This window comes from Niveispirillum cyanobacteriorum (assembly GCF_002868735.1).
Lineage (GTDB): Bacteria > Pseudomonadota > Alphaproteobacteria > Azospirillales > Azospirillaceae > Niveispirillum > Niveispirillum cyanobacteriorum.
The window spans coordinates 43,963-54,968 of record NZ_CP025612.1; the positions used below are offsets into that span (position 1 = coordinate 43,963).

Annotated in this window: 16 protein-coding genes and 1 pseudogene; 3 read left to right on the forward strand and 14 right to left on the reverse strand. The window is 62.1% G+C overall.

What is annotated here, in order from left to right:
* Positions 1 to 4: 4 nt before the first annotated feature.
* Genes C0V82_RS16045 through C0V82_RS16055 form a run of 3 tightly spaced genes read right to left on the reverse strand, consistent with a single transcriptional unit; the run spans position 5 to position 1,718 of the window.
* Positions 5 to 463: a twin-arginine translocation signal domain-containing protein gene (locus tag C0V82_RS16045; protein ID WP_102113495.1), complete on the reverse strand. Its 459-nt coding sequence runs from the start codon at positions 461 to 463 to the stop codon at positions 5 to 7.
* Between the two features lie 5 nt (positions 464 to 468).
* Positions 469 to 924 (reverse strand): hypothetical protein, encoded by a 456-nt coding sequence (locus C0V82_RS16050; RefSeq protein ID WP_158659975.1) that lies wholly within the window; start codon positions 922 to 924, stop codon positions 469 to 471.
* A gap of 5 nt (positions 925 to 929) precedes the next feature.
* Positions 930 to 1,718 carry a Rha family transcriptional regulator gene (locus C0V82_RS16055; RefSeq protein ID WP_158659976.1) on the reverse strand — a complete coding sequence of 263 codons (789 nt, stop codon included), beginning with the start codon at positions 1,716 to 1,718 and terminating at the stop codon, positions 930 to 932.
* 397 nt (positions 1,719 to 2,115) lie between these two features.
* Between C0V82_RS16055 and C0V82_RS26960 the strand changes: the two genes are divergently transcribed.
* The 3 genes from C0V82_RS26960 to C0V82_RS16070 all read left to right on the forward strand — a co-directional run bounded on the left by C0V82_RS26960 (position 2,116) and on the right by C0V82_RS16070 (position 3,531).
* The gene (locus tag C0V82_RS26960) at positions 2,116 to 2,592 is read left to right on the forward strand and encodes a hypothetical protein (RefSeq protein ID WP_158659977.1); all 477 of its coding nucleotides are present in this window, start codon (positions 2,116 to 2,118) and stop codon (positions 2,590 to 2,592) included.
* Between the two features lie 222 nt (positions 2,593 to 2,814).
* Positions 2,815 to 3,114, forward strand: coding sequence for a type II toxin-antitoxin system HigB family toxin (locus C0V82_RS16065; protein ID WP_102114344.1), 300 nt, complete (start codon positions 2,815 to 2,817; stop codon positions 3,112 to 3,114).
* 39 nt (positions 3,115 to 3,153) lie between these two features.
* Positions 3,154 to 3,531, forward strand: coding sequence for a helix-turn-helix domain-containing protein (locus tag C0V82_RS16070; RefSeq protein ID WP_102114345.1), 378 nt, complete (start codon positions 3,154 to 3,156; stop codon positions 3,529 to 3,531).
* 188 nt (positions 3,532 to 3,719) lie between these two features.
* On the opposite strand, the pseudogene C0V82_RS28070 reads toward C0V82_RS16070, so the two are convergent.
* From C0V82_RS28070 to C0V82_RS16125, 11 genes and pseudogenes are all read right to left on the reverse strand, one after another.
* Positions 3,720 to 3,890: pseudogene (locus C0V82_RS28070) on the reverse strand (hypothetical protein); the annotation flags it as partial.
* A 101-nt stretch (positions 3,891 to 3,991) separates the two neighbouring features.
* Entirely contained in the window at positions 3,992 to 4,408 is a 417-nt protein-coding gene (locus C0V82_RS16080; RefSeq protein ID WP_158659978.1) for a hypothetical protein, read from the reverse strand.
* Between the two features lie 137 nt (positions 4,409 to 4,545).
* Positions 4,546 to 6,033 carry a phage tail tube protein gene (locus C0V82_RS16085; protein ID WP_102113501.1) on the reverse strand — a complete coding sequence of 496 codons (1,488 nt, stop codon included), beginning with the start codon at positions 6,031 to 6,033 and terminating at the stop codon, positions 4,546 to 4,548.
* A 61-nt stretch (positions 6,034 to 6,094) separates the two neighbouring features.
* Positions 6,095 to 6,304 (reverse strand): hypothetical protein, encoded by a 210-nt coding sequence (locus C0V82_RS16090; RefSeq protein ID WP_102113502.1) that lies wholly within the window; start codon positions 6,302 to 6,304, stop codon positions 6,095 to 6,097.
* Between the two features lie 10 nt (positions 6,305 to 6,314).
* Positions 6,315 to 6,737, reverse strand: coding sequence for a hypothetical protein (locus tag C0V82_RS16095; RefSeq protein WP_102113503.1), 423 nt, complete (start codon positions 6,735 to 6,737; stop codon positions 6,315 to 6,317).
* Complete coding sequence (locus tag C0V82_RS16100) at positions 6,734 to 7,051, reverse strand: hypothetical protein (RefSeq protein WP_158659979.1); 318 nt, start codon at positions 7,049 to 7,051, stop codon at positions 6,734 to 6,736. The genes C0V82_RS16095 and C0V82_RS16100 overlap by 4 nt, the downstream gene beginning before the upstream one ends.
* A 56-nt stretch (positions 7,052 to 7,107) precedes the next feature.
* Positions 7,108 to 7,734 carry a hypothetical protein gene (locus tag C0V82_RS16105; protein ID WP_102113505.1) on the reverse strand — a complete coding sequence of 209 codons (627 nt, stop codon included), beginning with the start codon at positions 7,732 to 7,734 and terminating at the stop codon, positions 7,108 to 7,110.
* Positions 7,734 to 8,177, reverse strand: a complete 444-nt coding sequence (locus C0V82_RS16110; RefSeq protein WP_102113506.1) for a hypothetical protein — start codon at positions 8,175 to 8,177, stop codon at positions 7,734 to 7,736. Before C0V82_RS16110 ends, C0V82_RS16105 begins: the two co-directional genes overlap by 1 nt.
* Before the next feature lie 3 nt (positions 8,178 to 8,180).
* Positions 8,181 to 8,642 carry a hypothetical protein gene (locus C0V82_RS16115; protein WP_102113507.1) on the reverse strand — a complete coding sequence of 154 codons (462 nt, stop codon included), beginning with the start codon at positions 8,640 to 8,642 and terminating at the stop codon, positions 8,181 to 8,183.
* Positions 8,643 to 8,692: 50 nt separating this feature from the next.
* Positions 8,693 to 10,033 (reverse strand): phage major capsid protein, encoded by a 1,341-nt coding sequence (locus C0V82_RS16120; protein WP_158659980.1) that lies wholly within the window; start codon positions 10,031 to 10,033, stop codon positions 8,693 to 8,695.
* Between the two features lie 73 nt (positions 10,034 to 10,106).
* Positions 10,107 to 11,000, reverse strand: a complete 894-nt coding sequence (locus C0V82_RS16125) for a S49 family peptidase (RefSeq protein WP_102113509.1) — start codon at positions 10,998 to 11,000, stop codon at positions 10,107 to 10,109.
* Positions 11,001 to 11,006 lie beyond the last annotated feature (6 nt).

The following is an 11,006-nucleotide window of genomic DNA, read 5'->3' on the forward strand; positions in this document are numbered from 1 at the left end:
ATCCTCAAGTCTGAACTCTGCAAGGAGTTGCTAGACCAATCTGCGCGATGCTCCACAGCAGACGCAGGGTATCGTCCCCGTCAATGTCATGCAGAAGTTCGGGTGTCGCCGGACGGCCATAAATGGCGGCGTTGAGGGCGTCGGTCGTCCCGATCTGTCGTGCGAAGATGTACCGCACCTGAAGGCGCAGCCCCTCCAGGGTTTGGGCTTGCGTCTTCGTCAGGCGGTCGGCGTAATGGTCAATGGCCGCATAGAACGGTTCATGATCTGCATCCTTGCCGCCATTGGGCAGTAACTCCTCTGCCGCGTACTGAAACATCTTGTTTGCCCGAACATACCCCGCAAACGCCTCCAACAGGGCGGCGTCGGGGTGGCTGTTGGCGATGGCCGCCGGCAGCGCCAAGCCAGCCGTTGCCGCCCCCGCCAGGGCCTTGCCCAGCAGGTCACGTCGATTGATGGTCATGGCCGTTACTCCGCCAGTCGCCGCAGAGGGATCACATTGGGTACGCCATCATGGTGACCGAACCCATATGCCTCTGGATACTGCTTCGCCAGAAGGCGATACATTTCGCCATCTGTTCGCGCCTCAACCACGCCGACCGCAGTCACCCTCTCAGAGGCATCCAGAATTGTAGCCGACCTGGTTGTGAACGGAATCCCTGCCAGTTCCAGTTCCGTCGGCGCCCAACTTTCCGCGCCTGTCCGGGTATCGCCGTCGTGGGGCCGCATGGCATAGGCCTCGGCCAGCAGATCACACCAAGACTGGTCCACGCTGAATTGCGCATTGATATGCAACTGTCGGAAACGGAACTCTGCAATCTCCTCTATCTCGTGACAGCGACCGTCCTTGCCGTGCCGATAGATAGCGTCAGCGATGAGCGCCTTGAAGGCTAGGGCCTCGGGACTATTCAGAATGTCTGTCATAGCCATTACTCCGCCGCCTCAGAGGGGCAAAACAGGTCCTCGGGCGGAGCCACGCCCAACTTCTTGGCAAAGTAGGTGATACCGCGTGGCGTTACATAGGTTTGGTGCCGGGCCTTATCGTCGACAAGGGTGGCTTTCACCTCGAATAACCCCAGGTCACGGAACTGCGCCTTCGGAACGAGAGCCGACCCTTGATAAAAAAGGTACCCCTGCTTCAGCCAACTGACGAACTTGTTTGGCTTTTGTCCGAGCACTCGACCTGCATTCTGAAGGCAGTAAAGGCCGTCGGCATTGGCGAACTGATCATAAAAAGCAGCTTTGGGCTTGGTCGCGGACACAGATTCTTCCAGTCGCTTGGCACGCCCCTCAAGCTCCCGGTTCAGTTCGATCAGCTGGATAGCTATGCGGCTCAACTGGCTCGGGTCGCGAAGGTCGATCTGGGCCGGGGTCGGGTTCCGGAGCCGATCCTCCATCACGTTGAACTGTTCGATGTACCGCAGCTTGAAGGCCAGCGCTTTCTCGCCGGTGAAACCCATGGCCAGCAACGCAAAGCCGTCGCGGGTCATGTCGAAAGTGCGTCGATCAACGCCCTGACCGTCAGGGGCGGCGGACTGAGCAAACATTGAACTCCCCAATTTTGGGGAGTCCATATTTTTCAACAGGTTGTCGATGTCCCGCAGCACATGGTCGTGCCGCTTCTCGAAGAACGCCGCCACGTCACGGCTGTTCGCATAGACTTTTCCATCCCGCACGGTCAGCGCGGGAACCTTGCCAGAACCATCAAAGCCTGACATAACTACCTCCGTTGCATGTGTGAGTTTTCGAGGCTTGCTCATGTTCAAAACGCCACCGGGGGGAGTTTCCTAGGCCCTTCCCCGGTGGCGTTTTGCATTTCAGGCCGCCGCATCGCTGGCCGCCTGGGCTTCCAGCCCCTTTGCAATAAGCAACCTGATGGCATCGCTGCGAGCTGGCACGCCAGGCGCACGCCCACGCCAATAGTCAATGCGGTCAATCATATCGTGACTAAGGCCGACAGTGAGTCGCCGGCTGCCATCTTCGGAAATCTTGGGCCTCATTGCACTTACCTCGCGATTGAGATGTCATTCGTGTAATTACACACATGACGCAGTTTGGCTTGCTCGTCAAGCGGTGTAATGACATCCATTACGTCGAAATCAGGGAAAGAAGGCGATGCAGAAAAAAACTGAACTTCTTCAGATGCGGACTTCGCCAGATTTCCTGGAAATGCTCGACGAATGGCGTCGCCGGGTTCCCGACATCCCATCCCGCGCCGAAGCCATCCGCCGCCTTGTCCAGCGCGGCATCCTCTTCGACGCCCTCTACGAACAACTCCAAATCCTGGTTTCCGACGGCCTGATGCCCGAGCAGGGCTTCCTGACCATCATGGACCGCATCGGGTACGATTCCCGGCTGGACATGGACGCCCCTGAAGACGCGCCCGCGCCCCGTCCTGCCACCGGTACCGGCGATAAATCCCCCTCCCAGGTCTGGCGCGAACACAACGCCAAAATCGCCTCCCTCGAAGGCAGCTACGCCCACGGCTCCCACCAGGGGCAGCAGCCCGTCCGTGACATTGGCAACGATGAACCCAAACTCCCGCGTTCCGGCCTCAAACGGCACGTGCGCGGGTTAACCAAGAAGCCCTGACCGCGACCATACCCAGCAAACCTGACCCGGGCACCCGCTCTGATTTTCAGTTTTTCAGCATAATTCAGGGCCAGGCCCACCTGTCGCAATGACAGGTGGGATGGGTGATGTTGCGGACCTCAGCCCCCATGCCGATAATGAGTGGTCTCCCTCATTTCCCCTTGTTCCCACATTGGGAACATGATAAATAGTCATTACGTTCCGATGATGACGAGCCCGAGAATGCACATTCTGTCCCTGCGCACCCTCAAGACTTTCTGGGCAGTGCATGCGCAGGCGGAGGTGCCGCTCAGGGCTTGGTATGCGGTCGCATCCAAGGCCACTTGGACCACTTCAGCTGACATCAAGGATACGTTTGGAGCGGCTGTTGACTTTGTAGGTGACAATCGCGTCGTGTTCGACATAAGCGGCAACAAATACCGCCTCATCTGTCACGTTGCCTACAAGCACGGCAAGATTTTGGTTAAGTTTGTGGGTACGCACGCAGATTACGACAAAATAAAGGACGTAACTACGGTGTGACCCCCCTTCTGTTGCGATATTTAACTATTGGTGATGACCATGATGAATGTTCGAGCGATCAAGAATGAGGACGATTACGATTGGGCCTTGACTGAGATCGAACAGTACTTTGATCAGGAGCCGGAACTCGGTACCCCCGAATCCGACCGCTTCATGGTTCTGTCCGATCTTATTAGCGCCTACGAGGCAAAACACTGGCCTGTTGAGGCGCCGGACCCAATCGCAACCGTTACAGCAGTGATGGAAACGATCGGCTACAAGCAGACTGATCTCGCTGCCTTGTTGGGTTCCAGGTCGCGAGCATCGGAAATTCTGAATCGCAAGCGCAGCCTTACGACTGAAATGGTGTGGAGCCTGTATAAGGAGTGGAAAATCCCCGCCGAACTGTTGGTGCGTCCCTATCATCTAGTTAAGTAGATAATCAGAGATTATCTTGAGGTGCGCGAGACCTCTGTGAACAAACCTTTGCGCACCCGCAATAAACCGCCACCCCCTTACTCCGGCTTCGGCGCCGCCTCCCTTGCCTTTTCCCGCCACCATTCACTGAACACGTCTTCCATCGCGACGATCATATCGTCCAGAAACTCGGCGGTTTCGCTGTCCATCCCATGTTCCCTGGCCCAGGCCTGGACGGCTGTCCAGGGTATACGGCATGGCTGGCCCGGCCCCATCCCGCCGGGCTGCCAGTGCCGTTCATCACCGAGCCGGTGCCAGGCCCGCCAGACCCATTCCAGGGTCATATCGACCGCGACTATGGGGGCTTCTTCCGCCAGCATCTGCTGGACGAAGGCGGCGGCCTCATCCTCCTCGACCGCAAGGTCCAGCAGATCCTGGCGGGCCTGCGCCCTGCGCTCCAGGTGGCAGCGCAGGGCCTCGGTCAGTTTTTTGCGGCGGCGTTCGCATCCTCCACTTTGATGCCGCTGAAAATCTGGATCGCCTTCTGGGTGGCCAGCCAGAGTTCGATGAACTCATCCTGGTGCAGCAGCTCGCAGAACCGCTCAAACGATACCGGCGTGCCGTCATCGTCCAGGCCCTTCACATCCATCAGCAGCCGCTCGATGTACATCTCCTTATCGACCCGCTGGATCACCTCCGGCGGCGCGTTGGAGGCATCGCCGCCATGCTGCATGGCCAGCTGCCGCACGCGGCGCTGAACCTCATCACGGAACGGCTTGGTGATCCCCCGGGCAAGGACAAAGACATCCTTATCAGGATCCAGGTCGACATACAGGCGCAGCCATTCGCCCTTCTCGATGCGGCCGGTGTCGCGGCACAAGGCCTTCAGATTGGCCATGGTCATTCATCCTTCTGGTCGTTGGTCGTGACATCGCGAAGCGGGCGGGGGCCGACCAAACCCCCGCCCCGGCTCGCGCGAACCGCCCTCGCCGCCGTTGCCGGCAGCCTCTTGCCCGTTGGTCGCGGGGTTGCTTGTTATTCTTCAGCGTATTCCAGCAGGTTCAGGATCAACTGCGCGCCGGTGACGCTGTCGTAACTGGCCGTACCCCGCACCGGCAGCATGACATCCTGGTTCTTGCCGCCGACGGTCGGGTCGCCCTCGCGGGGGGTGATGCGGGGAGCCTCCCAGATCATCGCCCGCTTGTCGCGGTAGAGCCGGGTGTTGATCGCACGCGCAATGCCGTTCTCAATGTCATCCAGCACGGCCTTGCTGCCGAAAAACGTGTCCAGTTCGACAGCGACGTCGAAGGAGCCGTCCTGCACATCCACCGGACCCGGTGCCGTGGAATCACCATCCGACGTCGCCTCGATGGGACGCAGGTTGTTGTTGATCGTGAACTTGATGGCCTTGGCCCAATTGGGGCTGCCCAGGGCAGCGCCGCCATAGCCGACCCGACCGCAATGGGCACTGAAAGCCAGGGTTTGGTAATCGGCTTCGGAGGGCTCAGCGTCCGGGCTGGCGTCCAGGCTCGTGGTCGTGACCGTGCCCTTCATACCGACGAAGGCGATGGAGCCTGTGGCCACGCCCTTGGCCTGACCGCCGAACTCCAGCGTGTTCACCCGCATCCCATTCTGAGCGATATAGGTCGGCACTGTCTGGCCCATGTAGCCGCGCTCACAGGTGATGCCATATTTGTCGACGCCATTCTTGATCATGTCGCCAAAGAACACGCGGATGGTCTTGCCGGTGCCCGTATCCGTCGTCCAGCTTGGCGGCAGATTGTCGAGCTTCAGGGCAGTGGCCGTGGGCGTCGCGGCAATGCGCGCCCAGACGTTGCACGCGCTGGTCGCAAAGCGGAAGGCGGAGCCAGTGCCGCCGATCTTGATCCACTGTCCGACCGCAAGGCCCAGCGTAGTGAAATTGAGCGTGGTGGAACTCAGGCCGGTCGCAGTTGCGGCAATGTCCCCGGACGTACCCTGGAACCCCACGACCTTGGTTCGTGCGGTTGCGGGCGGTGCGGTTTCCGGCGTGGTGAAGGCGCCGGTGGAGACAAGTGAGGTCGCGCCTCCGGTTGTAACGGGGAACAGGCCATTATTGCCAGCCACCCCGAACCCGGTATTCAGGATCAGGTGACCGACCACGAATGCCGCGCCCGTAGTGAAGGTGATCGCATTGGCAACGGTGCCGATGTCGGTGATGACGCTGTCCGCCGTGCCATCATTGTCGCGCGATGGTGTTTCGACAAACGCCGCACAGAATGCAGACTGGATCTCGGACCGCAGCAAAGAGCCGGCGGGCGGGAAATGCCACTCGATACCGATATTGCCGTCATTACTCTGCCCCACAGGGATGGGGTCGCCATTCATGCGGTCGGCGCGAATGACGTTGGGATCGGCATAGGTGGTCTTTTTCGAAAGACCGATGGACGTTACCCGCTGCGTGCGCATGCGGGGCGTGTTGGGAGTGGTGCCGAAGGTCTGTTCGGCGACGCCCGTCAACCGAACGCGATTGGAGGAGGTCATGGTGGGCGGCTCCTTTCAGCCGGGCATGAAAAAAGCCGCCATCAGGCGGCTTGGCATGGGGTCAGGCGGCGGGTTCGACCGGCGTTTCGTGCGGCAGAACCTTCTGGCCCTTGGGCGGCTTTACGGCCTCAGGCGGTGGCAGCGCCTCGATGAACTTCTTGCTCAGCCAGCGGGACACCGGCACCGGACCCGCCAGATCACCGCAGGACACCTCAGCGCCCACCGCAAACCGCCGCGTCGGCGTGCTGAAGGGTTGTTTCACGACATACATGGCCGCTCTCCTATGCTCGGCGTGTGAATTCGATGCGGCACGTAATGCGCCACCAGTTGCCATCTTCGTCGGCCCCACCGGGCCCAATCTCGCAATCCTGAAACTCGATGGGACCGATATCCTGACCCCTGAACAGGTCGACAAAGCCACTGGCATGGCCGCGCATCAGGCGTTCTCCGCCGCCCTTGGGCGCCATGACATGGGCCAGGACCGTCCCATCCTCGTCCCAGCGGTTTTCGAGGGGTGCGCCGGCCCCGATGCTCACCTGCCCAAACAGCCGCCCCTCAAACTCGATGACAATCCAGCAGCCATCGAAGCCCGGTGCACCTTCCTGCGGCATCTGGAACGGTTCGTTCGGCCAGGCGACGGGCGTTGCCGTCCAAAGGTCTTCGACGCGGGCCCGGACAGCGTCATACACGACAAGGCTGGTCATCCGACCCCACCCCCGCGTGCCTGCATCCAGTAACCGATGGCTCCGCCCCGGTCGCCAGGATGCTTCACTGTCAGGGTAACCCCGCCCCCAGGCACAAATTCACCATCGACAATGGTCGGGTTCCGCACCACGCGGTCACCATCCTTCGGCGGCACGGGAAAGCCCGCCTCCGCCAATGCCGAATGCGCCACGATCACCTCGAAATCGCCCTGCAGGATGCCGCCGACCAGTTCGGCAGCGCCGTATTGGCGCACGCATGCCGGCACGACAGCATTTACCCAGGTCTGCGGCGACACGGCGGTCTGTCGGCGCACGGCGACCATCTCTTTGCGAGGTGATCGGTCAATAAAGTTGGCGACGTCAGCGGATTTCACGCGATAATCCAACGCTGATACGGTCGCAGCGCTGCCGCGGTCTGATCCGGCATGCCCTCGGTGACCTGCCGCTTATCCGGGTCAAACCACGTGTCCTCACCCACACCGTCTATCTGCCGGGACCGCAGGTTTGGGTCCTGCCCCTTGCCTGTCCATCGGGCTACGCAGAGGTCGAGGCAAGCCCGCTGAACAGCGGCCGGCAGATTGGGCGACCCGTCTTCGGGGAGGTTGTAACCGGCGGTATAGACAGCATCGACCTTGCCGGCTCGCCACAGAACCGGACGGCCGTTGCAGAGGCGCAGCAACATGCCGCCTTCGAGAATATAGTCATCGACCGTGAGTGCGCTGCCATCGACCGCAACGGAAACGATGGTTAGAGGCATAGACTGCTCAGCAGCGCGCGCAAGGATGATCTCACCCTGTGCGCTGCGGAGCCATTCCGTCTGCCGAACCGTCTCCGCGCCGAATGAGCGGCGGCACCATCCGGCCACGGCCGAACTAACCTGATCGATCAGATCACCCAGCGCCTGATCGCTCGCGCCGCCGTCGATGCCCAACTCTGCCTTGAGGGCATCGACAGTGGCGAGCCTCGCCGAAACCGCCGGCGTGATGACGGTGATCATCAGGCCTGGCCCTGCTGCGCCGCCACCAGCGCATGGAGCGCGGCCAGGATATCCGGCTTGCGGGTCTCTTCCGGGCCGATAATCTCCGCCGCTTTCACAGCGAAGGTCTTCCAGGGCAGCGTGTCGATCTGGGCCAGTAGGTCAGCGGCGGCCTTGGCCTTCGGGTCTGGGGACGCACCACCCTCTCCCGTACCGCCCGCGCCGGCCGGATCACCGGTCAATCCACCAACTCCGGCGCCGACAGCGCCCAGTTGGCCCTGTCCATCGCCATGCCCGCCGGCATCGCCGCTAGGTTCGCCGTCGACCGAACCGCCACCTCCGTCCTGCTCGCGAAACTTAACCACACCTTCCCGAACCAGCCGCAAGGCTTGGTCGTCCGGGAAACCCGCCAGCTCCCCCGCGATATACGGGGGAGCGTTGCGGATGAACTGCACGATCTTCATGGATCAGGACAGCTTGTAGGGGCCGCCGAAGACGGCAACCGAGGAGACAGAAGCCGTGTCCGTATTGGCAGCAGACAGGTCCGGCGTGACGACGACGCGGACATAGGTCCCGCAATATTCCAGCGAGACACCGATCTTGCCGACCCCCGTCTCAGTGGTGCCGCCACTGCCGCCCGTCAGGGTCAGCACCGTGGTGGGCGCCACCACGTCGACCCAGCCGCTGCCATCATCGCTGGTCTGGATCTTGGCGGAGACGGTCAGAGTGGCCGCCGCCGCCAGCACCGCGCGGGCGGGGATCAGGAAGGCAACAGATTCCTGCCGTCCGGAGGGAAAGGTGGAAACATTGATGGTGGCGCCATTGGCGGCGGTGTTGTCACCGGAACCGCCGGCGGTGGCGGCGGTGGCAGCCAGCGCAAAAGCGACCGCCTGCAGTTCGCTGGCAATGTCGCGTTGGAGGGCGAACATGTTCGATGCTCCTTGTCAGAGGATGTGGATGCGCGCGGGCAATGACGGGATTACGAACCCCAGCGGCAGTTCTGCAGCAGCGTGAAGGCCGCCTGACGGGAAACGCCGTAATCGTGGCCGGCCAGACCCCGGATCAGGGTTTGGTTCTTGCTGTAAGCGCTGACCAGAGTGTTGCCCTGCTTGTAGCTTGCGGTGTCGCTGGCATCGATCCGGAGTTGGTAGCTGTCCGCGACCATGGAGAAGCTGAAGTCGCCGAAGGCGATCTCCGTGCAGTCCGAATTGGTGCCGTCCGAAAGGTTGACCGGGATACGGTTGAACCGCTCAACCGGATAGCCGCGGAATGTCGGCGTCGGCTCACTCAGGCTCGGATAGACCTTATTGCCATTGCTGTCCCGCAGGTCCTGAAGGAAGAGGAACACGCGATCATGCATTAGCCAAGCCGGATCAATCATGGGAATACTGGCGAGCGACAGCGCCAGGATCATCTTGCGCGTGTCGCTGTCGATCTGGACCGCCGTCGGCGTCTGCCCGCCCGTCGCGTTGAACTTGGCACTTGCCAGAATGAACCGCACCAGTCCCTTCGGTGCCGCACCCGTGCCGGCACCACGGTAGAAAGCCGTATCCTCGGCCTGGGCAAAGCCATCGACCATCATATCGCGAACATACTTGTCCACGCCAGCGGCGGCAGGTCCAGCGCGCCCCAGACGCAACAGCTTGTTGCTGAGTGGAACGAGCGAAGCGATCTCGCGCTCCTTGAAGTTGATCGCGCCGAAGGACGGCTCGTCGGTGGTGATATCATCACCCTCGCCGATGTAGTAGGCGTTGATGCCCTTTTCCACGGTGGGGATGGTGTCCGTCCCACCAACCAGCGGAACGGAGCGGCTCTTACGGCGGATCACAGTGCGCGGATACAGCAGCGGGATCATTTCCGCAGACAGCCGCTCGGGCACGAAGATTCCTCCGCCGCCCAGATCATTAGTCTGCATGGCGGCTGCCAGATCCAGAACAACAGGGTTGCTCTCGCCGAATTGGGCGGCCGCCCAGGAGTGAGCCTGCTCCAGGTTGCCTTTAGCGGCGACGATGGCGCGCGTATAGCGGGCCAGGCCGATGCCGGGCTCGTCCTTCTCCGCGGCGGTGGCCGGCACGCGGTCGGCCGGCCGATTGTCGTCGGCAGTGGTCGTGTTGCTGGGGACAGCCCTGGACGCCCGCAGAGCCTGGGCCCGCTCGGCGGCCTTGATCGTCTCGTCCAGCTCCTGAACAGCCTTCTCGGCGGCGTTGAAGGCGGTCTGCTGGTCCGCGGTCATCCCGCCGGTCGCGCCATCAAGGATGGCGGTCAGGGCGTCATACTTCTTCGCGCGTTCCTGGCGAAGCGCGTTGATATCGACGGGCATCTCCATCTCCTCTGTCCGTCAAAAGAAAGGGGCGCCTTGCGGCGCCCCGATGTCCCAAGCTCCTCGCCGGGAGTTACTTGCGCAGCGCGTCCGCGCGGCGTTTGTTCGAAACCTGGGCCGTTAATTCGGCCAGGACTTGGTCGTAGCTCTTGATGCCATCGGCCATGCCGGCCTCGACAGCCGCCCGGCCGACCAGAACGCCGCCCTGGCCGAAATCGGATTTGATCCGGGTGGGCGTCGTGGCGCGGCCGCGTGCAACATCGGCGATGAACTGCGCCTCGATGGCGTCCAGCGTCGCGCGAATAGTGGCAGCACCCTCCTCCGTGGTCGGGTCCGGCCGCTTGTTCGGGGCGTTGCTGCTAACGATCTCCACTGCGATGGAGCCATCGCTTCCGGGCTCCACCTGCTTGGGCAGGGCCGCGACGACACCGATAGAGCCGACCATGGCCGTGCGCTCCATGTGGATGGCACTGGTGGCGGACGCGATCCAATAACCCGCCGACGCCGCGGCGCCGGCCACAAAAGCCACGGTCGGCTTATGCTTGCGCCCGGCATGGATGGTATCGGCCATAGCATTGATGCCACTGACGGCACCACCCGGCGTATCCAGCAGAAACAGGGTCGCGCCGATATCGGCATTGGCCAGAGCCAGCCGATAATCGTTCTGCAGGGCCGCCACCGAGGTGGCGCCCGACATCTCGGTCATCAGGTTGGCGCGCGGGAAGATCGGCCCGAAGATCGGCAGAATGGCCACGCCGCCGGCGGTGACCATGGCATAGCGCGCGCCCTCCAGCCGGCGCGCCGACGGGCCGGCGGCCATGGCAAGGGTCTGCTCGCGCAACACCCGGGCAGCTTCGGCCGTGTCCTTTTCCATGCCCTGGCGCTGCGCAAGCGCCGCCAGGCGGGGAAGCCAGTCGGGCTGAATGGCCCAGGGTTCCGCGGTGAGCGCGTCGAAAACCGTCGTCATGGCTAA

Bases quoted from the DNA above. Each gene is read 5' to 3' on its own strand.
- C0V82_RS16045 (WP_102113495.1), bottom strand. From the start codon at position 463: ATGACCATCAATCGACGTGACCTGCTGGGCAAGGCCCTGGCGGGGGCG.
- C0V82_RS16050 (WP_158659975.1), bottom strand. From the start codon at position 924: ATGACAGACATTCTGAATAGTCCCGAGGCCCTAGCCTTCAAGGCGCTC.
- C0V82_RS16055 (WP_158659976.1), bottom strand. From the start codon at position 1,718: ATGTCAGGCTTTGATGGTTCTGGCAAGGTTCCCGCGCTGACCGTGCGG.
- C0V82_RS26960 (WP_158659977.1), top strand. From the start codon at position 2,116: ATGCAGAAAAAAACTGAACTTCTTCAGATGCGGACTTCGCCAGATTTC.
- C0V82_RS16065 (WP_102114344.1), top strand. From the start codon at position 2,815: ATGCACATTCTGTCCCTGCGCACCCTCAAGACTTTCTGGGCAGTGCAT.
- C0V82_RS16070 (WP_102114345.1), top strand. From the start codon at position 3,154: ATGATGAATGTTCGAGCGATCAAGAATGAGGACGATTACGATTGGGCC.
- C0V82_RS16080 (WP_158659978.1), bottom strand. From the start codon at position 4,408: ATGGCCAATCTGAAGGCCTTGTGCCGCGACACCGGCCGCATCGAGAAG.
- C0V82_RS16085 (WP_102113501.1), bottom strand. From the start codon at position 6,033: ATGACCTCCTCCAATCGCGTTCGGTTGACGGGCGTCGCCGAACAGACC.
- C0V82_RS16090 (WP_102113502.1), bottom strand. From the start codon at position 6,304: ATGTATGTCGTGAAACAACCCTTCAGCACGCCGACGCGGCGGTTTGCG.
- C0V82_RS16095 (WP_102113503.1), bottom strand. From the start codon at position 6,737: ATGACCAGCCTTGTCGTGTATGACGCTGTCCGGGCCCGCGTCGAAGAC.
- C0V82_RS16105 (WP_102113505.1), bottom strand. From the start codon at position 7,734: ATGATCACCGTCATCACGCCGGCGGTTTCGGCGAGGCTCGCCACTGTC.
- C0V82_RS16110 (WP_102113506.1), bottom strand. From the start codon at position 8,177: ATGAAGATCGTGCAGTTCATCCGCAACGCTCCCCCGTATATCGCGGGG.
- C0V82_RS16115 (WP_102113507.1), bottom strand. From the start codon at position 8,642: ATGTTCGCCCTCCAACGCGACATTGCCAGCGAACTGCAGGCGGTCGCT.
- C0V82_RS16120 (WP_158659980.1), bottom strand. From the start codon at position 10,033: ATGCCCGTCGATATCAACGCGCTTCGCCAGGAACGCGCGAAGAAGTAT.
- C0V82_RS16125 (WP_102113509.1), bottom strand. From the start codon at position 11,000: ATGACGACGGTTTTCGACGCGCTCACCGCGGAACCCTGGGCCATTCAG.